Origin of the sequence: Shewanella sp. c952, assembly GCF_019654975.1 — a bacterium.
GTDB lineage: Bacteria > Pseudomonadota > Gammaproteobacteria > Enterobacterales > Shewanellaceae > Shewanella.
Window position 1 is genome coordinate 13,138 of sequence record NZ_BPEW01000005.1, and the last position, 26,821, is coordinate 39,958.

At 44.3% G+C, this 26,821-nt stretch carries 20 protein-coding genes; 14 read left to right on the plus strand and 6 right to left on the minus strand.

The features are described 5' to 3' along the window. Window positions 1-464 precede the first annotated feature (464 nt). From K5R16_RS05385 to glnE, 3 genes are all read right to left on the minus strand, one after another. On the minus strand, window positions 465-845 hold the full coding sequence (locus tag K5R16_RS05385; RefSeq protein ID WP_220736521.1) for a hypothetical protein: 381 nt from the start codon (window positions 843-845) through the stop codon (window positions 465-467). Between the two features lie 123 nt (window positions 846-968). Then, complete coding sequence (locus K5R16_RS05390; RefSeq protein ID WP_220736522.1) at window positions 969-1,625, minus strand: DUF4347 domain-containing protein; 657 nt, start codon at window positions 1,623-1,625, stop codon at window positions 969-971. Between the two features lie 227 nt (window positions 1,626-1,852). Beyond that, on the minus strand, window positions 1,853-4,702 hold the full coding sequence (gene glnE, locus K5R16_RS05395; RefSeq protein WP_220736523.1) for a bifunctional [glutamate--ammonia ligase]-adenylyl-L-tyrosine phosphorylase/[glutamate--ammonia-ligase] adenylyltransferase: 2,850 nt from the start codon (window positions 4,700-4,702) through the stop codon (window positions 1,853-1,855). A 332-nt stretch (window positions 4,703-5,034) separates the two neighbouring features. On the opposite strand from glnE, the gene K5R16_RS05400 reads away from it, so the two are divergent. The 9 genes from K5R16_RS05400 (at window position 5,035) to K5R16_RS05440 (ending at window position 12,948) form a co-directional block, all read left to right on the plus strand. After that, a complete protein-coding gene (locus K5R16_RS05400) occupies window positions 5,035-5,994 on the plus strand; it encodes a hypothetical protein (protein WP_220736524.1) in 960 nt (319 codons plus the stop codon). 13 nt (window positions 5,995-6,007) lie between these two features. After that, on the plus strand, window positions 6,008-6,907 hold the full coding sequence (locus K5R16_RS05405; RefSeq protein ID WP_220736525.1) for a DUF350 domain-containing protein: 900 nt from the start codon (window positions 6,008-6,010) through the stop codon (window positions 6,905-6,907). A gap of 67 nt (window positions 6,908-6,974) precedes the next feature. Beyond that, window positions 6,975-8,696, plus strand: a complete 1,722-nt coding sequence (locus K5R16_RS05410; RefSeq protein WP_220736526.1) for a polyamine aminopropyltransferase — start codon at window positions 6,975-6,977, stop codon at window positions 8,694-8,696. A gap of 91 nt (window positions 8,697-8,787) precedes the next feature. Continuing rightward, on the plus strand, window positions 8,788-9,201 hold the full coding sequence (locus tag K5R16_RS05415; RefSeq protein WP_220736527.1) for a YjfI family protein: 414 nt from the start codon (window positions 8,788-8,790) through the stop codon (window positions 9,199-9,201). Between the two features lie 12 nt (window positions 9,202-9,213). Then, window positions 9,214-9,903, plus strand: a complete 690-nt coding sequence (locus tag K5R16_RS05420) for a PspA/IM30 family protein (RefSeq protein ID WP_220736528.1) — start codon at window positions 9,214-9,216, stop codon at window positions 9,901-9,903. Between the two features lie 11 nt (window positions 9,904-9,914). Then, complete coding sequence (locus K5R16_RS05425) at window positions 9,915-10,568, plus strand: hypothetical protein (protein WP_220736529.1); 654 nt, start codon at window positions 9,915-9,917, stop codon at window positions 10,566-10,568. A gap of 106 nt (window positions 10,569-10,674) precedes the next feature. Further along, the gene (locus tag K5R16_RS05430; RefSeq protein ID WP_220736530.1) at window positions 10,675-11,004 is read left to right on the plus strand and encodes a hypothetical protein; all 330 of its coding nucleotides are present in this window, start codon (window positions 10,675-10,677) and stop codon (window positions 11,002-11,004) included. Between the two features lie 49 nt (window positions 11,005-11,053). After that, entirely contained in the window at window positions 11,054-11,845 is a 792-nt protein-coding gene (locus tag K5R16_RS05435; RefSeq protein ID WP_220736531.1) for a potassium channel family protein, read from the plus strand. Between the two features lie 419 nt (window positions 11,846-12,264). Continuing rightward, a complete protein-coding gene (locus tag K5R16_RS05440) occupies window positions 12,265-12,948 on the plus strand; it encodes a hypothetical protein (protein WP_220736532.1) in 684 nt (227 codons plus the stop codon). Between the two features lie 72 nt (window positions 12,949-13,020). Here K5R16_RS05440 and K5R16_RS05445 read toward each other — a convergent pair whose 3' ends face one another. Then, on the minus strand, window positions 13,021-14,508 hold the full coding sequence (locus tag K5R16_RS05445) for a CYTH domain-containing protein (protein ID WP_220736533.1): 1,488 nt from the start codon (window positions 14,506-14,508) through the stop codon (window positions 13,021-13,023). A gap of 231 nt (window positions 14,509-14,739) precedes the next feature. Here K5R16_RS05445 and K5R16_RS05450 point away from each other — a divergent pair, with 231 nt between their 5' ends. The 5 genes from K5R16_RS05450 to K5R16_RS05470 all read left to right on the plus strand — a co-directional run bounded on the left by K5R16_RS05450 (window position 14,740) and on the right by K5R16_RS05470 (window position 23,103). Continuing rightward, on the plus strand, window positions 14,740-15,420 hold the full coding sequence (locus K5R16_RS05450; RefSeq protein WP_220736534.1) for a TIGR00153 family protein: 681 nt from the start codon (window positions 14,740-14,742) through the stop codon (window positions 15,418-15,420). A gap of 24 nt (window positions 15,421-15,444) precedes the next feature. After that, the gene (locus K5R16_RS05455) at window positions 15,445-16,713 is read left to right on the plus strand and encodes an inorganic phosphate transporter (protein ID WP_220736535.1); all 1,269 of its coding nucleotides are present in this window, start codon (window positions 15,445-15,447) and stop codon (window positions 16,711-16,713) included. Window positions 16,714-16,877: 164 nt separating this feature from the next. Then, window positions 16,878-17,453, plus strand: coding sequence for a TIGR04211 family SH3 domain-containing protein (locus K5R16_RS05460; protein ID WP_220736536.1), 576 nt, complete (start codon window positions 16,878-16,880; stop codon window positions 17,451-17,453). Between the two features lie 261 nt (window positions 17,454-17,714). Continuing rightward, window positions 17,715-20,909: a bifunctional proline dehydrogenase/L-glutamate gamma-semialdehyde dehydrogenase PutA gene (gene putA, locus K5R16_RS05465; protein WP_220736537.1), complete on the plus strand. Its 3,195-nt coding sequence runs from the start codon at window positions 17,715-17,717 to the stop codon at window positions 20,907-20,909. A 310-nt stretch (window positions 20,910-21,219) separates the two neighbouring features. Beyond that, window positions 21,220-23,103, plus strand: a complete 1,884-nt coding sequence (locus K5R16_RS05470; protein WP_220736538.1) for a methyl-accepting chemotaxis protein — start codon at window positions 21,220-21,222, stop codon at window positions 23,101-23,103. Between the two features lie 86 nt (window positions 23,104-23,189). Here the strand turns inward: K5R16_RS05470 and cydC are convergent, their stop codons facing one another. Both cydC and cydD read right to left on the minus strand, forming a co-directional pair. After that, the gene (gene cydC, locus K5R16_RS05475) at window positions 23,190-24,929 is read right to left on the minus strand and encodes a cysteine/glutathione ABC transporter ATP-binding protein/permease CydC (protein ID WP_220736539.1); all 1,740 of its coding nucleotides are present in this window, start codon (window positions 24,927-24,929) and stop codon (window positions 23,190-23,192) included. Beyond that, window positions 24,929-26,746, minus strand: coding sequence for a cysteine/glutathione ABC transporter permease/ATP-binding protein CydD (cydD, locus tag K5R16_RS05480; RefSeq protein ID WP_220736540.1), 1,818 nt, complete (start codon window positions 26,744-26,746; stop codon window positions 24,929-24,931). Before cydD ends, cydC begins: the two co-directional genes overlap by 1 nt. Between the last annotated feature and the right edge of the window lie 75 nt (window positions 26,747-26,821).

Below are 26,821 nucleotides of genomic sequence, written 5' to 3' on the forward strand. Positions count from 1 at the left end.
CCCTTTACTTGGAACTAGCTCCCCTGCAATCAAATCAACAAGAGGTTCGACATTAAAAGAGCTACCATAACACCAGTTTGATTTACCTTTCAATTATTTAGCAAATTACGATATTAGATATCGAATGAAGAGAATTAAGCTTATAGGAGGGTTAGCGATTAGCGATTTAAGCTAACTCACTTAATGAATATGAAGTTGGGTTGCTTGCTGAGCTGCTCATAAGTGGTAGCCGATTTGGCTTTGGCCTCAGCAACTTTACCAATGCTGTTCCACGCTTGCTGCACCAACTCTCTTGCAAAATAAATACCTGAGTACGAACACGAGAAACCAGCAAAAGGATGATGGGGCGACAGCCCCCAGTAATCGCCAAGTTTCCCCTCTTACTAAGCGGGTGTTTTCAGTTGATAACCAATTAAACTAATACAGCTTATTGAAAGAAGTGTCTTAAGTGAATGACTAAACCATTAAATAAACATCGCGATCATGCCGCCAATTGTCGCAGCCGCTTTAACATATTGACCTGCAGTATAAGAAGAGTCTTCTTTCTCTTCGACTTTATCTGGGTGATCAAGCCCTAACGCGCCAAAAGTAAACGATTTTAAATCAGACCCTTCATCACTTTCTGTGGTTGTGGTTGCACTTGCTTGTTGCTCTTGTGCAAGTTTGGTTTTTGCTGCCTCAGAGAGAGTCACCGAAGACTCAGCGATCTCTGGTTTAGCCGTTGAAGTAGAGGGGATATCTTTAGCTATAGCATCTGTACTGACTGCGGATAATCGACTTTTAACGTTTGCTAACGCATCTAAGTTATTGGTCAAATTACTGTTGACCCCGTTAACGTATGTCATCAAATAGTCCTATAAACAACAGCAAGTTATATTGATGTGCATAGTAGCAGTAATTTAATAAAATCCTAGTTAATGGAAAGTAAAATATGCTACAAAACGTATCAAGTTAAATCGCTGTTATAATTAGAAAAAACCGACGAAGTCATTAAAGGCTAGATAATGATGTTCAGCCCCACCGAATGCGCTAACCTCCAGCTGAGTGAGTCCAGTCAGTAAGGTTAAAAAGCCATCTCCTTTAGGATTAACAATCCTATCTGAGGTCAACAGCATTAAGTTACTCCTAGCGGTAAATTTTTCACCAAACTGGGCAACACTGTCTTTATGCTGTACCAGATAGTGTTTATCAACCCAACGTCCAGCGATGTAGATAGCATCACTGGCAGCTGCAGCAACCATCACTACCCCAACGTAGTTTTGCCCATCACTAAGCGCTTGGTTTATCTGCGAGAATGGCTCTTGAGTTTCATTAAGCACAAGTAGGTCTATATCGCCTTGTAACCTTTGCAATAAACCCTCTAAATCTTGCACGCTATTATCTACAATGACCAAAACCTTTGAGCTTTCAACATTGAGCAGAGTCGCGGCTAAAGGTTGTTCTGTTGCTGTTACCTCGTTCACGAAGAGCAGGCAGCACAGCAGAAGTAACCATGAGATAGGGAACTGTCTTGGAAACTTTATCTCCCTCGCCGCCTGATCTGCTCCTGCTTCGCTAAATAACTCCAGATGAGTCAAGTTGTCGTTAAAGGTTGAGTAAGTTGAAACATGCTTAAGGCTGTCCATATCACACCTCCTAGATTAAATAAGTCTATCGACCGTTAACCTAGGCAATGCATAGAACGAACCAAAATAATAACCAACTGATTTAATGGCTATTAACGCCGTAATGCTAAGTGGGAATACATAAAAACCTTGCGACAGTCTTATTTTGCGGAGCAATTTGCAGATAGCAAACAGACATAAGCTAAAGCTTATTTCTGTTTGCTAATAGATGGATTAAAGACGCTGAGCTAGTGCAGGATCTGCTGATAGATCTCAATAACCTTATTAGCATGGTGCTGCACGGTAGCTAAAGGTAAGGTCGTTTCAACCTGCTGCAGCGTTAACCTGTGGCTTTCATCGCGTAGGTAACAATAGGCTTGCGTTAACGCTTGAGCACTCGCGATTGGGATCAGTTCCAACTCAACTAACTGCTCAAAGATCCGTACATTGTCAGACCAAAATGACAATGCTTGATGTTCACTAGCGTTAGCCAGCACTAGATACTGCGCGATAAACTCAATATCAGCAATACCGCCAGGGCTTTGTTTAAGATCGAACATCCCTTCGTTTACTTTAAGCAAGTGCTGGCGCATTTTAAGCCGCATATCGCGCACCTCTTTAGCCAGCGCGGTATTATCACGGTTAGATTCTAAAACTTCTGAACGCAACTCATTAAAGCGACTCGACAAACTATTATCGCCGAACATAAAGCGGGCACGCACTAGGGCTTGATGCTCCCACGTCCAGGCATCAGTGCGTTGATAATCACCAAAGTTTTCAATTTCACTCACCAGTAAGCCAGATGCACCAGAAGGGCGTAAACGCATATCAACCTCATACAACTCACCCGATATTGTGCGAGTTGAAAATAAGTGCAGTATTCGTTGCGCCAACTTTAGGTAGAAGTGCCCGACATCAATCGCCCTATCACCGTCAGTTTGTCCACCTTGCTTAGCATTATGCAGAAACACCAAATCAAGATCTGAGCCGTAGCCCAACTCTAAGCCACCAGCCTTACCGTAGCCAATAACCGCAAAACCCATTTCATTGGCTTTTAGGTTGTCAGGCACACCATGGCGAGCAGAAATCTGCGCCCAAGCTTGTTGTACAACCTGCTCAATAATGGCTTCAGCCAAAAAGGTAAGGTGATCGCTCACCTGCATAACCGGTAAAACGCCTGTGACATCAGCAGCAGCGATCTTCAATTGCTGCGACAGCTTAAATTGTCGCAGTGCTTCCATCTGCTGCTCCATATCATCTTCGGGTACTCGAAGTAGATACTGCCTAAGTTCACTGCCGTAATCATCCAGAGCCGTAGTATCATATAATTGAGCGGGATCAATAAGCTCATCGAGCAACATTGGAAATTTGGCAAGCTGCTGGGCAATCCAAGGACTGGCGCAGCACAAACTAACAAGCTGCTGTCGTGCACCAGGGTTTTCACAAAGTAGTTCAAGGTAAGTCGTGCGAGTTAGGATTTGATCTAACACTTTAGATACAGGATCAAATGCCTTGGTTGGCTGAGAGTGAGCGGACAGGTCGCATAATAACCGTGGCATCAATTTATCGAGTGTTTCTCTACCACGTGGGCCAATTGTTCTGCGCACGACAGTATCGTGCCACCGGTTCAACATAGGCCACAGTTGAAGATCAACCTCTTGCTCTTCCAAAATCGCAAAAGCGGTCTCTTTCTCTTGGGCATTCCACAGTTGCTGTGACCAAGTTTCACTGTTGTCATCTTGATCATTACCACCGACTGTATCTTGAAAATGACGGTGAATACAGCTCATTGCGACTTCGATCTGTTGTCTCAGGTCCATTTCATTGTCAGCGTCAAATGCCCAACATAGCCGTTGCCAGTCAAGCTCATTGGCAGGTAATGTTTGAGTTTGCTCATCGTTTATCGCCTGTAACAAGTTTTCGACGCGACGCAGTAACAAATAGCTTTGCTTGAGTTCATCTAGCGCTAAATACTCAATTTGTCCTAGGTTATACAGAGTCTCAATCGCGGCAAACAAGCTCTGCTGCCGTAATGATGGTTCGCGACCACCACGTATAAGCTGAAAACTCTGCACCACGAATTCAACCTCTCGAATGCCACCCGCACCCAACTTTATGTTGTCATTTAGCTTTCTACGACGTACTTCTTGAGTAATAAGGCCTTTCATTTTTCGTAATGATTCAATAGCGGAAAAATCGAGGTAACGGCGATAAACAAAAGGTCTTAGCAAGTCGTGTAATTCATCAGAATCTGCGGTCCACGGACCTAACGCCCGCGCTTTGACCATGGCATAACGTTCCCAATCACGCCCCTGCTCTTGATAGTAATCTTCAAGACCACTGAAACTAACAACCAATGGGCCGCTTTCACCGTAAGGGCGCAACCTCATATCCACTCGATAAACAAAACCGTCTACCGTGACTTGGTGCAATAGGTTAACCAAGCGCTGCCCCATGCGGATGAAAAACTGCTGATTGTCGAGGGAACGGCGGCCACCAACCGTTTCACCATGCTCAGGAAAAGTGAATACAAGATCAATGTCAGATGAAAAATTAAGTTCTCTTCCGCCGAGTTTCCCCATCCCTAAAATCAACAGCTTTTGTGCAACCCCTTCAGGGCTAGTAGGCGTGCCAAGTGAACTGCACATATCTTGGTATAGCCAATCACGACCAGCAATAACCAATGCTTCGGCGAGCGCAGATAGATCTAATAGCGACCCTTCAAGCGAGGTATAGCCCATAAAGTCTCGCCATGCGATACACACCATTTGTCGGTTACGATACTGGCGGATGATTTTTTTGACTTGCTCTTCATCGCTTAGCGCACTTAATAACTCATGCAGTTCACTATCAAATAATTTTCTTTCTAGATCATCAAGTTGTTGTGCGAAAAGGCTGCCAATCCAACTTGGGTGTCTACACAGCTGTGTTGCGACGAAATCACTTAGCGCCATTATGGTTTTAAGCTCTTGCTGCTGCTCGTTAGATAAAGAGGCGAGCGCCTGTGGGGAGGTATCGACTAATCTTTGCCAGTAGTTTTCAACGTTAGCAGCCATTTGAGTGGAAACTTCTCTTTTACCCAGTAAAGCCGCGCGCATAATAATCCCTAACAATTTTGACTCTCGACATATTATGTCTTGAGTGCTATAAAAATGTGATTGAGTTTTTTAATTGATGTTGGCTGCATGAGTAAATTAACGCTTATATGCCTTTGAAACATCAATCATTGTATTTTTGTGCTCTAATACAGAATACTATACCCAAAGCATTAGTAATTGCAGTACAGCAAAGCTGTTTCTCTTGAGAATTCAATATTTCAGCACATGAAAGATCCAGTTCATGTACTAAAATAGCATGCTAGGCAGAGAAAATAGCCGCTAGAAACTGACAACCACTGATGCCTTACCTTAACTGAATATTTGGAGAAAGCATGGCAGGAATGCTAATTCGTGTTCTCACCGTTATTTTGGCGTTTTCGCTCGCAGGATGCGGTGATGATAGACCAGAGCAAATTGCAAAGTACCAACAGCTGACTCAACAGCGCTTGGACTCGCTTAGTACCATGCTCAATGACGGCCAAGTGCGTAATGCAAATTTATTGCAGCAATACACCAGCGTCCTATCTCAGCAGAAACCCGACTTGGCGCCGTTGCTAAATGAGTTGGCAACCGATGCGACCAATCGAGGCCCAATGTTTACCTCGCTGGTTAGAAGGTCAACCGAGGCTCAGAATGCGGCTAATTTTGTCGATCTTGATCAGCAATTGGCCGAAGTAGAGAACCTCTATCAAGCGGCAGATCCTAGCCTATATAACGATATGTTGTCCGATCCTCTCAACGTTGTAGCAGATATGTCTGACGGTGCACTGGCGCGGGTTAACTCTATTAGCCGTGAAGCTGCTGCATTAGCCAATGGTTCTGAAGATTTTGGCGCTGGTAGCCAACTAGTCGGCAACCCCTCTTACGGTAACTGGCAAACAGGCTCTAATGGCATGTCATTTTGGGCATGGTATGGCATGTATTCCATGTTCTCCAACCTGACTCGGGGCCCAATTGGATATGACCGCTGGTCTAGCCGTCGTAACTATAGCTATTACAATGATGTTGGCCGGTATCGTTATACATCGCCCAAACAAGCACGAGCACAAACTCAAACCTATGAGCGCACCAAAAAACAGTACAGCTCTCAGGGTAAAAGATTTGATAGCCCCTATGCCAAGTCGCGTACCGGCTCGACCAGTTTATCGAGGCAAAGTACTAGCACACCAAAAGCAAGTTCAACAGGACGCACTGCAAGTAGTAAGAGCAAGTTCCGCTCTAACTATTCTAAAGACAGTAGCTTTCGTAATTCCAGCAGTCGTACTACTCGCGGTGTTCGCCGAGGCAAATAATTAAGGGACTCTAATGACATTTTTTCTAAACAACGGCATTACGCCAGATCTGCTGATTATTTTAGCGATTGATCTTACTATCGCAGTTTTACTGCTGACCTTAATGCGTTATTTGCAAGGCTGGACAGTAAAGGTTAATAGCCGCCATGAACTTGCTGAGAATGATAACTTTGCCTTTGGGATCAGCACTGCTGGTGCTGTAGCTGCGCTAGGTATTGTACTTACAGGCGCGATTACAGGTGAAGCTGCTGAGTCATACTTAGTGGAAGCCATTGGCATGAGCGCTTACGGCTTATTTGGCTTATTCCTCATCAAACTTGGTCGCTTTTTACATGATAAAGTGGCACTGAATGAAATTGATAAGAATGCACTCATCGTAAAGGGCAATGTGTCTGTGGCGATTGTAGATGCCGCCGCCGCTATCGCAACCGCAATTATTATTCGCTCGGTATTGATGTGGGCAGAAGATCTAACCGTTTATACCTTCATCGCTATCTTTAGTGCCTTTGCTATCTCGCAGTTGATGCTAGTGATCCTGACTCGTGTGCGTGCCAATCGTTATGCTAAGCGTAACCAAGGCGCTTCAATGCAAGACGCATTAGCCCAAGGACACACAGCATTAGCTATTAGACACGCTGGATACATGCTGGCAATGGCATTCAGTTTCAATGCCGCAAGCCACTTTATTATTTTCAATCCAGAAGCCTATGTTGCTAACTTAATTGGTTGGTTGATGTTCTCAATCATTATGTTGTTGTCACTGTCTATTTTAATAAAAATCGTTAAAAAGTTAGTACTCGCTAACATTGACCTTTTTGATGAGGTAGAGAAGCAACATAATGTCGGCGTCGCCGCTGTTGAAATGGCGATCAGTGTTTCCATAGCACTTATTCTCGCCGCATTAATGGCCTAGTGAACATCTAAAAATGGGAGCGACCTCGCTCCCATTTTCATCATACAGTTAACCCAATAGACTCAGCATGCCAAACAGCTCTCAAATAGACACCTTAGCACCAAACACTGCAAAACCAGGTAAACTTGGCTGGTTTGATGACGTACTACTGCTTGGAATAATGGCAGTACTTGCAGGCTGTGGCCTGATATACGAATACCTGTTATCCCATTATGCCGGCCGCATTCTTGGTGCACTAGAAGCCGCTATTTACACCATGATAGGGCTGATGATTGTCTCTATGGGAGTCGGTGCTTTCGCTGCGCGTAAAATCCGTTGTGCATTTACCGGCTTTGCCGTACTTGAGCTCACTGTCGCACTATGTGGCTCATTAGCCATTTTAATCACAGCCGCGGTCATTGGCTTCGGCCAACAACTGCCATTAATTGTGGCCCAAACACTCGGCCTTCCCAGCGATCAACTACCTGATGGTGGCTTTATTGGCACCTTACAGAAACTCAGTGAGTACTTACCCTACTTTTGGGGCGTGTTGTTAGGCTTAATGATTGGGATGGAGATCCCGCTCATTGCGCGGGTACGCCAAGCACTATCAGAAGCTCACCTGATGCATAACGCTGGCACTATCTATGGTGCTGATTATATCGGCGCAGGCATTGGGGCGGCTATTTGGGTGATGTTTATGCTCGCCATTGATATCCAATTGGCGGCAGCGCTAACCGCTAGTTTTAATCTACTCGCGGGTTTACTGTTTATCTGGCGCTTTTGGGCACAGATCCGTCACGTAAAAATCCTGCTAGCAGGACACATAGCTGCCACCGGTATACTCATTATGTTGGCACTGCATGGCCCCACTTGGGAGCAAAGCTTTAATAACTTGCTCTATAAAGATAATGTGGTTTACGCCAAGGCGACACGTTTTCAGCAACTGACTTTCACAGAGCGACTCCGCGGCAATGGTTTAGGCCCTGTTCACTCGCTCTATATTAATGGTCGCTTGCAGTTCTCTAGTAGTGACGAACATATCTATCACTCTTTCTTAGTGCATCCGACATTGGCTGCTAGCGCCCGCCATGACAAAGTATTGATCATTGGTGGTGGAGATGGTTTAGGGCTCACTCAAGTGCTTAAATGGCAGCCTAAACAAGTCACTTTAATGGATTTGGATGAAGAGCTAGTTAAGCTATTCAAAAAACCGGATACCGATATGCCAGCGTATTTATCCCAAGCCTTGATGTCGCTTAATAAGGACGCGCTAAATGATCCAAGAGTTAGATTAATTTTTGATGATGCGTTTAATGGTGTCGATAAACTGCTTAAAAACGAGGAGAAGTTCGATGCGATTATTGTCGACCTTCCCGATCCAAGCCATCCGGATCTTAATAAGCTTTATTCCGATGCTTTCTATTTAAAGCTTAAGGAACTTATGAGTCGTGATGCTGCCTTAACGGTACAGTCAACATCGCCGTATCATGCACCGAACGCATTTATCTCTGTCGGCAATACCTTAGAGCTAGCAGGCTTTAAAGTTGACCAGTACCACCATAATGTACCTAGCTTTGGCGAATGGGGTTGGACTATTGCCACTTTAAGTGGCAAAAGCGCCAAATCTAGACTAAATGAGATACAGCAACTGCCTATAGACGATGCTTGGTTTACCCCTGAGCTGATGCACGCTGCTTTTGCTTTCCCGGGTAATTTTTATATCGACAAGCAAGCAATTAAACCCAATACCTTAGGCTCAAGCCAGCTGTATCAGTACCACCAGCAGGCTTGGCTAGAAAATCAGTAAGGTTTATTTTTAAACACTGAAGATAGCGCTTGACATATTATGTCGTGGTGGTATCTTTAATCGCAGACATAATATGTCAATGAGGACAAATATGAATATCCACAACATTGCCAACCATCTAAATGAACTTGGCGACAATAGCCACACTGGCTTTCAATTTGATTGTTATCCAATTGATGGCGACGTGGAAGTCTTACAGGTTAACGTTGTTGGCCGAGAAGAGATCCCCGTATTCGTATCGGTTACGGACAACCAAATCCTTTGCATCAGCTATTTATGGGGCGAGGATGAAGTGAATCAAGAGCGTCGTAGTGAGATGTTTGAGACCATGCTAGAACTCAACATCCCAATGCCACTTTCGTCATTTGCAAAGATCGATGACAAGTATGTGGTTTACGGCGCGCTATCTGTGCAATCAAGCATGGAAGAGATAGAGCAAGAACTGTCTGTTCTATCTGACAACTGTCTTGAAGTTATCGACGAACTCGTCGACTACCTTAAATAAAGGAGCCACATAATGGGCATTCTAAACAAAATTCTTACTGCTTTTCGTGGTGGCGCAACTGAAGTTGGCCAAGGTATTGTAGACGCTAACTCAACACGTATTTTTGAACAAGAGATCCGTGATGCTGAGAAGCACCTTACTAAAGCAAAACGCGACCTAACTGAAGTGATGGCTAAAGAGATGCAAGCCAGCCGTGAAGTTGACCGCTTGAAGCGTGCTGTAGCAGAACATGAAGGCTACGTAGCACAAGCGCTTGAAAAAGGTAACGAAGCATTGGCTCTAGAAGTAGCTGAGAAAATCGCTGAACTAGACCAAGAGCTAAATGACCAACAGTCAGCTAACGAAAGCTTTGGCGCACATGCAACTCGCTTAAAAGAGCTAGTGCGTAAAACTGAACGTCAAGTCACTGATTACCAACGTCAGCTAACAATGGTTAAAACCACTGAAAGCGTACAAAAAGCGACAGCGACAATTACTGACTCATTTGCGGGTAGCAACTCTAAACTGCTTAATGCTAAAGACTCATTAGAGCGCATCAAGGCTCGTCAGCAATCATTTGATGACCGTCTTAAAGCCTCTGAGACATTAGCGGAAGAAAATAGCGATAAAGCCTTGCACGATAAGCTAGCTGAAGCTGGTATTGGTGAGCAGAAGTCTAACGCTAACGCTGTACTTGATCGCATTAAAGCCCGTAAAGGCTAAAGGAGAGTGACGTGGGATTTCTAAGTAGCCTATTTGGCAAGAAAGAGGAACCTAAACGTCAACTCGATCACCCATCAAAGTTAAATAAGGGAGATATGATCTCCCTTGATGATAGCTTTGCGCTGCCTCCGCAACTGCGGGGTCAGCAACTGCGAGTTGAAGCGATCAATACCTATGAGTATGAACGCAAGCAACAAACTGAATGGGTGCTTAAAGGTCATGGTAGCGACACCATCTTCCTCGGACTCGATGAAGACGATGAAACCTACCTAGCCTTGTCGATTAAGGTTAACCGCGGTTTGGTAGATCAGCTTTTCGATTTGGAGCAATTTAGCGCCATTTTTGAAGAGCCAGGTAAAGCAGAGCTAACAACTAAAGAGTTGTCAGCTGAATTATCTCCAGAGTTTGAGCAATGGTTATCACCGCAATATCATCAGGTAAGTTTTGCAGGTTTTGGTTATTTTCACCGTCAAGATTATCGCGGTAAAAAACCACCTCAAGATGCAGATGGTGCAACGGGTGATCCTTTTGAATCATACCAATTATTGGATGATGATGAAGATAAAGCTATCGATATCGAGGTCTATGATGGTGGCGAAACCGATGTCATGCTGACACTTTATCGTCCTCTGTCTGACATTCGAGACTACTGGCCAGGTGAATAAATTAAAGGTTCTAAACTTAAAGGTTTAGAACCTTTTTTATTTCTGAGTCTATGAGTGATAGCATAAACTGATAAAGCAGATCCAATGGAAAGGTAATACCTGACACATGAGCAAGCCCAAAAACACCTTGCCTGAGCAATGGCAACAAAACCAAAAAGCTGCCAAGGCAACGCAAATTGCCTTTGATTTGGACGAAAAATTTCAATACGCCATTCGTAAAGCAGCGCTTGATGCGGGTGTTAGCCCATCCGATCAAATCAGAGATATTCTTGGTTTAACCGTAACCAAGCGTCCAAAACGCCCTCGCCTTACTGTGTCTTTGAGTGCCGAGGACTATGCGTTACTCGCAGAAAAGTACAACCTAACTGCGGAGCAGCAGTTAGAGATTAAAAAGCATGTTCTGGATGATTTAGTACAATTTAGTACAGACGACTAACCTCTCTTAGCCCTTCAGGGATTGAGTAGCGATAACGACGGATCGAAAAATGACCACAGAGAAGCGCTGGCTAATACAACCAGAAACGCCACCAACTCCTTTTCAACTCGCGATGATGCTGTTGTCGTTGCTTTCAGTGGTTGTAGTACTCGTACTTACATTTGGTGGACTTGACGGTGAGACTCGGCGTTTACTGTTTTTTATTGATACCAGTATTTGCCTTATTTTTATGTCACACTTTTTCTATGGCTTGTTCAAAGCTGATAATAAGAAGGTTTACTTTAAGCTCCACTGGATAGATTTTGTTGCCAGTATTCCAGCAATTGAAGCCCTTAGGATGGCGCGACTGTTTCAAATCCTCCGCGTTGTAAGACTTATCCGTATGACCCGCTCTTTGATTGTTCCGATGATCAAACAGCGTCGCCAAGCCACTCTAGCAAGCTTACTGGTTGCACTAATAACCATTTTAACTTTCGCATCTGTGTTAGTACTTATTGTCGAGAGTGGCGTTGAGGGCGCTAATATTGAAACCGCTGAAGATGCTATTTGGTGGGCGCTTGTGACAATATCGACGGTTGGTTACGGCGATTATTATCCTGTCACGACTGCTGGGCACATTATCGGCGGTGTGGTCATCGTCTGTGGTGTAAGCTTTTTTGGTGTCATTTCGGGTTACATGGCATCGGTCTTTGTCTCCCCAGATGAATCAGAAAAACTAGAGTCTCATAGCGAGGAGATCCGCTCCGAGCTTCATAATAGCCTTGCTCGTATGGAAGCTAACCAACAGATGCTATTAAACGAAATAGCAATCTTGAAAGAATCAATCAAGAATAAGGATTAGCCCACCAATTGCGTGGGCTTTATAGCAAGTGAGTGCAGGCTTAAACATTGCAATAAATCACCTCCCCCAACTCAAAGCAAAACCTCTATACAGCATTTAGAGTGTGCCTAAAGCAACTATCAAAACAACGTTCGAAACAACGTTCGAAACAACATTCAAAATAACTTCCCTATTAAAAGAAATAGGATGGCATCCTTAAATCTCTCTCCTCTTACCCGAACAACCTATTCGATATCCATATAGTAACCAACTCCATTCTATTTTAAGTTTCGTAGATACTAGCCTCACTCGACAAACACAACGCCGCAAACAAAGGCAAAGTCGAAACTTAAAGTTTTAATTTCAAAACCTTAAGAAGCTTTAAAAACACTTTTACTAATAGACAAAATAATTTGTCATTTACTTTGGATGATACGAATATGAAAAAATCACTAATTGCATTATCAACACTAGCAGCACTTACTTTCGGTTCAATCGGCGCAGCAAATGCTGATGTTATGAATGGTGTAACGGGTAAGATTGAAGCGGAATACACCACCCAAGACAAGCATGCAAACGTTGAAACCCAACTCGGTTACGACTTCAACTTCGGCGCAGTATCGGTTATCCCGTTCTTTGCAGCTGAAACAGCCTACTCAGGCGAGCGCAATCTAGAAGATGGTAAGCGTGAAGGTTTTGATAATGGCGGCCTAGGTGGCGGTATCAAGGTTCAAACCAACTTTGACAATTTCTACGCATATGTTGAAGGTCGTGCGATGCGCAAAGACCGCATAAAAATGGGACCTGAATTAGCTAAGAATGACCCTGGCCTAGTTAACAGCACAGTCAAAGAGTATCGCGCTGAAATTGGTACCGGCTACCAGTTTGACAATGGCCTAAGCGCAGGTATTGAAGCTTCATTTACTCAAGACCGTTTTGAAGGGCTCAAAGATGAAAAACGTGAAATATTCGCGGTAGCGGGTTACCAAGTGTCTGACAGCTTCAAGGTTTACGCCAAAGTAGGCCAAGCAGATACCGGCGTAGCGCAAGCTGAACTTGCGAAAAAGACAGTTAACGACGAATGGGAAACTAAAAGCGTTATCGGTGTAACTTACAGCTTCTAACCCTGCATTTGACATAATAAAGCCCACTTTAAAGTGGGCTTTTTGCTGTAGAACTCTTTAAGTTGTGCCTATTTAGCGCCAATAAGGTTCATTCTTCATCGCACTGCGACGAGAAAGCTCCATCGCTTGCACCAAACTTGATTCTTTATTTTCTAGCCAATCGCTAATATCAATATAAGCTAATTCACTAATCTGCTTTAATTGGCGGTAAGCGGCTAACGTTCTAATGCCTAAAGCCAAATCTTGCCAAGGCGTTCTAAATTGATCGCGTGACCTGTTTGAGTAAAGCTCACCATAAGCCACCCCGACAAACATACTGTTATCGAGCGCTTTGGCCACAGACAGATAATCTCGACTGCTTAAGTCATCATCTATCGGCATCACTTCCAATATCTTTTGCCACGACTTTTCTTGCAACTTATCGGCAAAATCTCTTAGACCTAAGTCTTTATCTATTACAACACTGCCATTGCTAATTTTCATCAATAGATCAACAAGGTGCACCTGTAGCCTACCGTAACAAATATCATCCAATAAATTGACAAACTGCTCTGGTATATCGAGTTGCTGCAATTTTGCATGAGCAATATCCACCAGCGCGGCTGACATTGGCAACTTAGTGATTAGAGACCCCTCTTTTTCCAATATCGAATATAGGCTCAGAGACTCTTCGATAAAGCTCAGCCTTTGCTCAATACAATCAAAGTCCTGTTCAAAGTCATCTGCCAGTAATGCAAATTGCGATAAGGTACTTCGAAGCAAACGAATGCAGGCTCTTAATCGATAGCACAACATGGGTAATTCCACAGGATTAAGCGCTACATCCAAAATCATTGCTTCAAGCTGTTGCCATCTATCCAAACCAACTTCAAGCAGGTTAATAGCAACCTGTTTAAGATTTTGTTCAGGCTTTAGCGCAATAAAATCTAACACTTCCAAATTAAATGGACTTGCCTGCGCTGCTAATTGATAACCACGCTGCGCTTTACTGGCTTTACCTAACCTCACCGGGATCTCTCTGCTAACAATGCCAGCGAGCACTAGCAAAGCATCTGTGTCACCGGCAAGTAATTCAAATTCTAATTCACAAATTGCTTCAGAGCGGTCATCCACACAGATATGACCAATATCTAAAGCGACCTCAACCAAACTATCATCAACAAAAACATGCCACTTTTGACGGACAAAATCGGTATTAAATAGGCAGCATAAATTTGATTGCACCTGATCAATATCAGCACCCTCTGGCCAAATTTTATCCGGAAACAAATTTAATTTGGGAAAGTCGTGATCAATATCAACATTAAATTCAGGTCGGGAATGAATGCCGCCTACAACCTGACCAGCTGTCTTAATGGTTTGCTCTCGGTGATTATTTATACCGCGAACACGTAAACCCATGTCCCACTGCCGTAAAGTCAGCTCAGGAGTTTCAAAATAACCATTGGTCAATTTTTCACGGCCTTTAGCATCTGAGTTAGGTACACTATCTAACAGATTTATAAGGTTTTCTTTTTGATTCTCGTTAAAGAAAAGTTTGAGCTCTATCTCAGCTTCCATCTATCTATTTTTCGCCTTGTCATCAAAATTTAATCAATCTGTCACTAAATCTACACAGTGTAATATTTTTGTAATAAAAACGCCGTAGGATTCGCTTTGCAGTTAAGATATAACTCGTTAGAATAAAAAACTGTTTAGTTAAATACAAAACACAGTTTTCTTACGCGGCCGCTTGGGTTAACATGCGCCCGCTTTTTCCAATATTGGAATAACCTAAATAGGTAAACGGCAATGCCAGTAAACTCTATTTTGGGCGTGTTTGCAAAATCGCCAATTAAGCCTCTTCAAGAGCATATCGACAAAGTGTATGACTGTGCGTCTACTCTTGTCCCATTTTTCGAAGCTACTGCCTCAGGTGACTGGGACAAAGCAGTTCAACTGCGCAAGCAAATAAGCTTTGCAGAGCAAGAAGCTGATTCACTAAAACGTGAAATCCGCTTAACTCTGCCCGGTGGTTTGTTTATGCCAGTCGAGCGTACTGACTTACTGGAGCTACTAACCCAGCAAGATAAGATCGCTAACAAAGCGAAAGACATCTCCGGCCGTATCATTGGCCGACAACTTGTTGTCCCTCATCCAATCCAAGAACCCTTTATTGCTTATTTGCAGCGCTGTCTTGATGCAGTCGCTTTGTCAAAAGAAGCTATTAACGAACTCGACGACCTACTAGAAACAGGTTTTAGAGGCCGTGAAGTGGATCTTGTAGCAAAAATGATCAGTGAACTAGATTCTATTGAAGATGACACTGATGACTTACAAATTAAGATCCGTAGACAGCTTTTTGCTATCGAATCTGAATTAAACCCTGTAGATGTAATGTTCCTCTACAAGATAATTGAGTGGGTTGGCGACTTGGCAGATCTTGCCGAACGAGTCGGTTCCCGCCTAGAGCTAATGTTAGCTCGCGTCTAATCAAAAGATTATCAAGGTAATAACATGGTTGATGTATTAGTCACCAACGGCCCATGGCTTATTGGCATAGCGGCTCTGTTTGGTTTTTTAATGGCATGGGGTATTGGCGCCAATGATGTAGCCAATGCAATGGGAACCTCTGTAGGTTCCAATGCGATTACAATTAAACAAGCGATCATTATCGCTATGATATTTGAGTTTGCAGGAGCGTATTTAGCAGGTGGCGAAGTCACCAGCACGATTCGTAAAGGCATTATCGACTCAACATTCTTTATTGAGCAACCTGAACTGCTCGTTTACGGCATGATAGCGTCTTTGCTAGCAGCTGGTATCTGGCTTATTGCAGCTTCTGCACTAGGCTGGCCTGTTTCAACCACTCACTCTATTGTTGGTGCCATTGTTGGTTTCGCAGCAGTCGGTGTAGGTACTGAAGCAGTTGAATGGGGCAAAGTTGGCGGTATCGTAGGTTCTTGGGTCGTCACGCCGGCAATATCAGGCTTTATCGCCTTTATGATATTCCAAAGTGTGCAGAAGCTCATCTTCAATACTGACAACCCATTAGAAAATGCTAAGCGTTATGTGCCTTTCTATATGGCACTTGCTGGCTTTGTGATGTCACTTGTGACAATCACTAAAGGTCTTAAGCATGTAGGTTTGCACTTCAGCGGCCTAGAAGCTTACGCACTGGCTTTTGTTATTGCAGGACTCGTCGGTGTGGGTGGCATGATTGCTATTAAGCGCTTAAAGATGGATAGCAAAGCAGATCGTCAAACTCAGTTTGGCAACGTTGAGAAAGTGTTCGCTATCTTGATGGTTGTGACGGCATGTTGTATGGCTTTTGCTCACGGTTCTAATGACGTAGCTAACGCTATTGGCCCGCTAGCAGCAGTTGTTTCTGTTGTTAACAGTGGTGGCGAAATTAGCAGTAAAGCACCGCTGGTTTGGTGGATTCTGCCTCTTGGTGCTGTCGGTATCGTTTTAGGCTTAGCCATATTTGGTAAGCGTGTAATGCAAACCATCGGTAAGAACATTACTCACTTAACACCGAGTCGTGGTTTTGCTGCAGAGCTTGCTGCTGCATCTACCGTCGTTATCGCATCGGGTACAGGTCTGCCAATTTCGACCACACAAACCTTAGTTGGTGCGGTATTAGGTGTCGGTATGGCACGTGGTATTGCTGCAATTAATATTGGTGTAGTGCGCAACATTGTAGTGTCTTGGGTGGTAACTCTACCTGCAGGTGCTGCACTTTCAATCATGTTCTTCTTCATGATTAAAGGTATTTTTAACTAAATACATGCACTAATAGCATAGAAATATTCTGCTATTTCATGAAGGGAGTTTGATAATATTTGTATCAAGCTCCCTTTTTGCGTTTTATGCCCCTTATTGCCTCTTGCATTAGGGCCTTTAAATCCCTAGCATGTTGGCTAAATTTCATTGATGAGAATAGATTGGTGTTAAGAATTCTAACTATTGTGGGAGCGTTACTACTTTCCCCTTCTTTATTTGCTGCGAACCAAACAAGTTACATCTCAGATGATGTTTTTATTTACCTCCATGGTGGACCGGGAACACAGTTCCGTATACTGGGCAGTGTAGAAGCAGGTCAGAAGGTAACGTCATTAGGCGAAGCACAAGGCGATTACAGCAAGATTATCGACCACAAGGGTCGTGAGGGCTGGGTTCAATCAAAATTGCTTAGCGCCAAGGTCAGTTTGCGTGAGCAACTACCTGCGCTACAAGCTGAGCTTGAGCAGACTAAAACTGACTTATCGACTGCACTGACAACTACAGATGCCAGTGTACAAGAGCTAAATCAGATTAAATCTCAGCTATCTAAAGCACAAAAAGCATTAGCCAGTGCCAGCCAAGAGCGAGATAGCGCTCAAGTGAAACTTGCAAGTATGCAAAAGAATGAGCGTTTTGAAATGTGGAAGCAAGGCGGCTTTATCGCTGCTGGCGGCCTCATTTTAGGGATTATTTTAGTTTACCTACCAAGGCCACAGCGTAAGCCTAAAAACCACTGGTAAAAAAACCATTATTTTCAAGAGCTATAGCCAGTGTTTTTAAACGCTGGCTTTTTATTTTATTCGCTACAACCCGCACCACAAGTGGCCTAGCCCACACATGAACAACCCCAAATCAAACAAACGTCACACAACAACCCACAAAGGTGTCGCTCATCACGTTTTGCAGGTATAATCGGCCGCGCGGAGACCTTAGATTGTATACAAAAATAACAACAGAGCTCTTGTCGCGACAACATCCCAGCAATATGCCTTACGGCCAAGATGGAAGTGATTAATATGTTCAAAGCGAGTGAAGTACTAGCTGGTCATTACGACTCAGCCGATCTCAACGAACTGTTCGAAGCGATCAGCAATAATTACATTGTTGACGAAGAACAATATTTATCAGAATTGATAAAACTGGTTCCGTCCAGCGATGAAGAGATCGACCGTGTGACAAATCGTGCACACGAATTAGTCAATAAAGTTCGTCAATACGATAAAAAAGGCCTGATGGTCGGTATTGACGCATTTTTGCAGCAATATAGCTTAGAAACTCAGGAAGGCATTATTTTGATGTGTCTTGCTGAAGCACTTTTACGTATTCCTGATTCAGCGACCGCTGATGCCTTGATAGAAGATAAATTATCAGGTGCAAAATGGGATGAACATATAAGTAAGAGCGATTCAGTGTTAGTCAACGCCTCTACTTGGGGATTAATGCTTACCGGCAAAATCGTTAAGCTTGACCAAAAAACTGATGGTAAACCAAGTAACCTACTTAACCGTTTAGTCAATAAAATGGGTGAGCCCGTTATCCGCCAAGCAATGCTTGCTGCGATGAAAATTATGGGTAAACAATTTGTACTTGGGCGTAACGTAAAAGAAGCGCTAAAAAATAGCGTCGATAAACGTAAGCTCGGTTACACCCACAGTTACGATATGCTAGGTGAAGCAGCATTAACCAAGAAAGATGCCGCTAAATACTTTGAAGATTACTCAAGTGCCATCGCTACGCTCGGTGCGCAAGAGTATAACGAGAGCGAAGCTCCTCGTCCTACTATCTCGATTAAGCTTTCTGCGTTACACCCGCGTTATGAGGTTGCCAACCAGGATAGAACTTTAACAGAGTTGCATGACACGTTGATCTTGCTTATCAAGCAAGCTCGCTCGCTTAATGTCGGTATATCTATTGATGCTGAAGAGATGGATCGTCTCGAACTATCATTGCAGCTTTTCCAACGTCTCTACAATTCAGATGCAGCTAAAGGCTGGGGACTACTCGGCATTGTCGTGCAGGCTTACTCAAAACGCGCTCTTCCTGTACTTTGTTGGTTGACACGTCTAGCTAAAATTCAAGGTGATGAAATTCCTTTGCGTTTAGTTAAAGGCGCATACTGGGATAGCGAACTTAAGTGGTCGCAAGAAAACGGTGAAGCGGGTTACCCACTTTATACCCGTAAAGCGGGCACCGATGTGTCTTATCTTGCTTGTGCTAGATACTTGCTGTCAGATTCTACTCGTGGTGCGATATACCCGCAATTTGCTAGTCACAACGCCCAAACCGTTGCATCAATAACCGCAATGGCTGGCGACAGAAACTACGAATTCCAGCGCCTGCATGGTATGGGTGAAGAGCTTTACGACACACTACTTGCAGAAAGTGGCGTGAAAACAGTACGTATCTATGCACCAGTTGGCGCCCACAAAGACCTGCTGCCGTATCTAGTTCGACGCTTGCTTGAAAATGGTGCCAATACATCATTTGTGCACAAGCTGGTCGATCCAAATACGCCTATTGAGTCATTGGTAGTACACCCACTATCAACACTCAAGGGATACAAAACCCTGGCTAACAACAAAATCGTCTTACCGGAAGATATCTTCGGTGCTGAGCGTAAAAACTCCAAGGGCCTCAACATGAACATCATTTCAGAATCTACGCCATTTTTTGCGGCTATAGAAAAGTTTAAAGAAACAACTTGGTCTGCTGGACCACTGGTTAACGGCGAAACCCTCAGCGGTGAAGTTAAAGAGATTGTCAGCCCGTTTGATACCACTAAAGTTGTCGGTAAAGTTGCATTCGCCAACAACCAAGCGATTGAACAAGCGCTTGCTGGTGCTGATGCGTCTTTCTCTCGCTGGTGTTCAACCCCTGTTGAAGTGCGTGCAAACGCACTACAGAAGCTTGCCGACCTGCTTGAAGAGAACCGTGAAGAGCTAATAGCGCTTTGTACCCGTGAAGCGGGCAAGAGTATTCAAGATGGTATCGATGAAGTGCGTGAAGCGGTCGATTTTTGTCGCTACTACGCAGTACAAGCGAAGAAGATGATGGGGCAACCAGAACTTCTTCCTGGGCCAACAGGCGAGCTTAATGAGCTATTCCTGCAAGGCCGTGGGATCTTTGTTTGTATTAGCCCATGGAACTTCCCGCTGGCTATTTTCTTAGGTCAAGTCGCTGCAGCACTAGCTGCTGGTAACACAGTGGTAGCTAAGCCCGCTGAGCAAACATCTATTGTTGGCTACCGTGCGGTTCAACTTGCCCATGAAGCGGGCATTCCAAAAGAGGTGTTACAATTCCTACCGGGTACTGGCGCAACTGTTGGCTCAGCAATCACTAGTGATGAGCGTATTGGTGGTGTTTGCTTTACCGGTTCAACTGGCACAGCAAAATTGATTAACCGCACGCTAGCGATGCGCGAAGGCGCGATTATTCCACTGATTGCTGAAACCGGAGGCCAAAATGCAATGGTTGTTGACTCAACCTCACAACCTGAGCAAGTGGTGACTGATGTCGTTTCATCATCTTTTACCAGTGCAGGTCAACGCTGTTCAGCGCTGCGAGTTCTGTTCTTGCAAGAAGATGTTGCTGAACGCGTCCTAGATGTCATGAAAGGGGCGATGGAGGAGCTAACTATTGGCGACCCAAGCTCGGTTAAAACTGACGTCGGCCCAGTTATTGATGCTACCGCAGCAGCAAACCTAAATGCTCATATCGACCACATCAAACAGGTTGGTACGTTACTTAAGCAAATAGAGCTACCAGCTGGCACTGAGAACGGCCACTTCGTTACCCCAACGGCAGTCGAAATTGATTCCATCAAGGTACTTGAGAAAGAACACTTTGGGCCAATTCTGCACGTCATTCGTTACAAAGCATCTGAGCTAAATAAGGTTATTAACGAGATAAACTCTACTGGCTTTGGTTTAACATTGGGAATTCACAGCCGTAACGAAGGCCATGCACTTGAAGTAGCAGATAAAGTTAACGTCGGTAACGTGTATATCAATCGTAACCAAATTGGTGCAGTTGTTGGTGTACAACCATTTGGCGGTCAAGGTTTATCAGGTACAGGTCCTAAAGCAGGTGGCCCACACTACCTAACACGCTTTGTGACTGAAAAAACCAGAACCAATAACATTACTGCTATTGGTGGTAATGCCACACTGTTATCTTTAGGTGACAGCGAAGACTGAAATGATTAGCTGATATCAGCTCATCATTTTCCTAGAAAAAGCCAGATTACAATCTGGCTTTTTTTGTGCCGCAATTGCAGTACCTGGAGGCAATACAATCGCTGGGGAAGTAAACAACAATCACTGCGATTTAAATTAAAATCAATGCTGTGAGCTCCATCCTGTTTTTTAGCTAAACCTTACACTCATTCTCGAGTACAATTCAGCCGAAAAACTTTTAAAAGCAAGTGCTTGCAAAAAAATCAACCGGAAACCATTAAAAAATTCAGGCTTGATAACGCCCCTACAACATTGAAGTAAAGTTAACCTCATGACACTAACAATTAAGCGAAAAATTCAAATTGCGATACTACTGACTTGTGCATTAATTAGCGCCGTACAGTCCTATATCTCTATTTCTCAACTTATTGAAGAAACCACAAACACCATTACTCACAGAATCAATGAGACAAGCTTAGCCACCAGTAACTTTATCGCTACTAATATTCAAATGGGCAGCAACTTACTACTGGCCAATGAATCTCTCATTAGCAAAAGTATTGATGTTGAACGCGAGATGTTACTCACATTACGTGCAGGTGGGTTCATGTCGGTTTATGCAGGCCTTGATAATGGCAACGTGGTTTATGGCAATCAAGACGAGGTGTGGCCAAGCGATTACGACCCAACGACTCGTCCTTGGTTTAAACAAGCTAAACGCAGCCAACAATTAATTTTCACTGATCCCTATCTCGATTTTGATGGCAGTATTGTGGTGACAATGGCCAAAGCTTTCTCTGGAGTAAACAGCGGTGTTATCGCGGCTGATATGACGGTTGATGGGATAACTGAACAAGTTGAACAGTTACAAGTACCTAATAACGGCTTTGCATTTCTAATCGACGGCAGTAATAAAATACTCGCTTTGAGTGATCATCAACGACTGTTCAAACCAGCGACCGAACTTAGCCCTTATTTCAACTCACACAATGTAGGGCAAGCACGTAGTTCTGGTTCGCTGCTCACGCTTAATTGGCATGGAGACCAACAAGATAGATTAGTTCAACTGACCGCAATTCCTGGCACCGACTGGACTTTGGGTATTGTGGAAGATGAACAGTTAGCGTATGCAGGCGTACAAAAGCAGATAACCCGAGTATTAGTGATAATGTCTGGGCTATTCATACTCATTCTTGCGCTAGCAACTGTTGCCCTGAATCGCATGTTTGCGCCGCTGCAAAAACTGACATTGGCACTAGAAGACTTATCCAAAGGACAAGGTGACCTAACCCAACGATTTGAAGTCAAACAAGCCGATGAGATTGGCACGCTATCACTGCACATGAATGCATTCTTGCACTCCTTGCAGCAGATGGTATCAGCGCTCGTCAACAATGCGCACGAACTCACCAAACAAGCGAATGATTCCTCGGCGCTCGTCGGCATGACCAGTGCGCAAATCGATAAGCAACATCAAGATATCGATCAAATAGCCACAGCAATTCATGAGATGTCAGCAACAGCAGGGGAAGTTGCCAATCATGCGGAATCCACTGCGAGTGCCGCCAGTGTCTCTGCCGAGAATTGCCAACAAGGGCAGCAGATCATTCGCGAAAGCAACAGTTCCATCAACCAGCTATCTCAGCAGCTTAGCCAAGCGTCCAATGTCATCACTGAATTAGAGCAAAACACTACAGAAATCAACTTGGTGCTTGCAACAATTCAATCAATTGCTGAACAAACTAACCTGCTCGCACTTAATGCTGCTATTGAAGCCGCTAGAGCAGGCGAACAAGGGCGCGGTTTTGCAGTGGTTGCAGATGAAGTTCGGGTGCTAAGTCACCGTACCCAGGACTCTACCGAAGAGATCCGCAATATGATTATCACACTGCAGAAGAACAGCCAACTAGCAGTAAGTAATATGAAAACCAGCACAAACATTGTAGTTGAAAGCGTTGATAACTCTGAGAAAGCACTCGATAACCTCGAAAAATTAACGTTATCAATTACAGATATCTCCGATATGGCAACTCAAATAGCGGGAGCAGCAGAAGAGCAACGTGCAGTGTCTGAAGATATTAGTCGTAATACAGAAGCGGTAAGAGAGGTATCAGACCTGCTCACCTCACAAACCAATAGCGTAGCGAATAATGCAGATGAGCTGCTTGCTATCGCCGCAGAGCTTAACGATAGAGTAGCTAAGTTCAAAGTCTAGCTTTATTGTGCTTAAAATATAGAGTGGAAAAAGGGCAGGATTATCATCCTGCCCTTTTTAATATGACAACACTGAGAATTAAGTCGCTAAATCAGTTTTTGCTGCAAGCTGGCATAGTAACTATCAGTTTCGAGCAGTTGCTGATGGTTACCAGAACAACGAATACTCCCTTGCTCCATCAGGTGAATCATATCCATACGTGACATGGCCGTTAAACGATGACTAATCATGAGTACTGTTTTACCTTTAGCAAAGCTAAATAGTAGATCTAATACCTCGCGTTCAGTTTGCTTATCTAAACCTTCTGTTGGCTCATCAAGCAGCAGCAATGGTGCATCCCTAAGCAAGGCTCTTGCAACACCAATCCTGCGTTGCTCGCCACCAGAAAGCTGGCGACCACCTTCTCCAATCCAATTGTCGAGCGGCTTCTCACCTTGCAGTAATGCGCTCAAGCCGACTTGCTGCAATACCGCAATCAACTTATCATCATCTTTACGGCTGCTATTTTCTAATGCTATTGCCAAATTGTCTCTTAAAGTGCCGCTAAACAGATAGATGCGCTGACTCACGACTGACATAGCGTCTCGCAACGCTTGTTCTGAATAAGCACCAGCATCACGACCATCGAGCTTCACCAGCCCACTTTGTGGTAGCCATTCTCTGGTGATTAACGACAGTAAGCTCGACTTACCACATCCGGTTTGCCCAAGCAGCGCCACTTTAGTCCCTGCCGGAATCGTTAAGCTAAGTTTACTTAGCACCGGGTGCTTTGCATCGTAACCAAAGTCAATATTAGACAGCTCAATATTGCCTTTGCTGATCTGAAGTTGACTTTCTGCGGCGTAAGTTACATCAGGCGTTTGTTCAACAACTTGGTTTAATCGTGTCGCCGCAGAGCTACAGGCCGACAGATGCTGAAATGCGCCCGCTAAAGGCATCATCATCTCAATCGTCGCCATCGTCATAAACACAATCATCGCAAGTTTGGGCCCAGGAGGTATAGACTCCCCCACCCCGGCGGCAGCCACATACAACATCACCAGAACTGCAAATCCATGACAAAAAATCAGACAGGCTTGGCTAAGCGATGTCACCAAATTCATCCGACTTTGGCTCACTATCATCAAATGCTCAGCAGTGTTCAAGCGCTGACGGTAAACCTCTTGGGCGCCAAATAGAGTTAATTCAGCTTGGCCTTGTAGGTATTCCAATAATTGCACCCGCAGCTGACGCTTTGTTTCAAGCTGCTCGATCCCTGGTTTACGCCCCAGAAAATAAAACACTGTCGGTAATAGCAGCCAAACGGCTAACAGCATGCCGCAGAGGATTACGGCGAACTTTGCATCAAACCACGATACAAAAAAGTACAGCCCTATCAACATCAACAATGAGGCCAGTAGCGGTGTTAATAAGCGCAGATACAGATGATCTAAGGTATCGATATCAGCAACTAGGCGATTCAACAGATCGCCACGGCGGATCCCTTGTAGGTTTTTAGCGCTAAGCGGCATTAACTTATTCCACACCCAGCAGCGCAAGTCGGTTAATAGACTAAATGTCGCCTCGTGCGTCGCTAATCGCTCACCGTAGCGACTTGCGGTGCGCACAATAGAGAGAAATCGCACACCACCCGCTGGGGTAAAGTAGTTAAACATCTGCGCCGTTGCGACTGTTAGTCCTGCTACAGCAGCTGCAGATAAGAACCAGCCAGAAAGTGACAATAGACCTATGCCTGCCATCAAAGTGGTGACACTTAAAAACAGCCCAATAAACATCATGAACCACTGGCTTTTAAAGCGCTTAATGTAAGGAAGTAATGCTCTCATCACTTATCCTCCTTAAGTTTAGTCGGGCTCTTTGCAAACTCGGCTGCATTAGACTGCGCCAACATCCGCTTAAATGCCCCATCGACGTCAACAAGCTGCGCGTAAGTTCCTTGCTGCACTAACAGACCTTTTTCCATCACTAAGACTCGATCCATTGCATGCAACGACTCGAGCCTATGGGTCACCATCAAACAGCCACTATCTTGCATCGCTGCGGTTAAGGCTCCCTGCACAGCTTGCTCACTTAAACTATCGAGGCTAGCTGTAGGTTCATCCAATACAAACAGTTTAGGTTGTTGCGCTAATGCCCTTGCGAGCGCAATGCGTTGTGCTTGACCGACCGATAGCCCAGCAGTTTGCTCCTGAATTGGAAAATCCAGCCCCAATGGCTGAGATTCAATAAAATCGAGGATATGTGCCTTAGCTAATAGCGCCTTGATGTCATCATCAGCTAATATTTGCCCTTGCGCAGTCTTGCCTAAGGCAACATTCTCCCGCACCGTACCGCAAAATAATTGTGGTTCTTGCCCAAGCCAAGCCAACTGTTTACGCCACTGCGACTTAGGTAGCTGATTTAGCTCAATACCATTCACTTTTAACTGGCCTTGATAGGGTAGAAATCCCAAAATAGCGCTAAGCAAGCTGGTTTTTCCAGCACCACTGCTACCCACAATAGCAAGATGTTCACCTGCTGCGAGCGAGAAACTAATCGGACCGAGTAACTTAGTGCCGTCCATGCTATACACCGCTAAATCAATAGCCTCGACTTGAATGGAACCCTCATAGTTAGCAGTATCTGTTTGCTGATCTGCTTTATCTTGTTCAGGGTGTTCAAGCAGCGCCATCAACTCTTCTGCAGCGCCAATAGCTTGCGCTTTAGCGTGATAGTGTGTGCCCATATCGCGCAGTGGCTGATAAAATTCCGGTGCTAGAATGAGGACAAATAGGCCAGTGAATAAACTAATCGAGCTACCGTAATGACCGAAATCCAAATGGCCTAAATAGCTAAAACCAAAATACACCGCCAATACAGCTATCGATAATGCGGCAAAAAATTCAAGCACGGCAGAACTTAAAAAAGCCATTCGTAATACCGACATGGTACGTTCTCTAAACTCTTCAGACGCCTTCTCTATCGCCTTGGCTTCTTTGGCTCCTTGATTAAACAACTTTAGAGTCGATAAACCTTTTAACCTATCCATAAAATGGCCACTCAAACGTGCCAACGCGCCAAAGTTCTTGCGGTTAGCATCTGCAGCCCCCATTCCCACCAAGATCATAAACATTGGAATGAGTGGCGCTGTAGCCAGTAAAATAACCCCCGCCGCCCAGTTGATAGGAAATACAACGATTAGAATGATCAGCGGAATAAAGCCCGCCAGCACAATTTGCGGCAGGTAACGCGCATAAAAATCTTGTAAGTCTTCTACCTGTTCAAGAACAATGCTAGCCCAACTACCCGCGGGCTTTCCTTGAATAAAAGCCGGCCCTAATGCCGCAAGCTTATCCATAACGGCAGCTCGCATATGTACCCGCAATTGTGCACCCGCCTTGAAGCTTGAACGCTCTCTGGCAAAAGCCAGCACCCCTCTAAAAATAGTCAGTAATAGCAGTAGCCAAAAATGATCGGTAAAAGCAGATTTTGGCAGTTCATCAATAATGATCCCCTGCAATATGGTGGCAATTAGCCATGCTTGGCACATCAAGCTAATTCCCGTTAAAACCCCAAATAGAATCGACAAATTAAGGTAATAACCACAGGCTGATTTTTGTAGCTTGAGCCAGTGAGTGAGCTTTTTTTCTACGCTTTTATCCATTGGTTTCCAGATCTGCTGTATGTGATAGGTAAGCTTAATAAATTATCGAATTAAATCGGCTAAGGGTTATCAGCC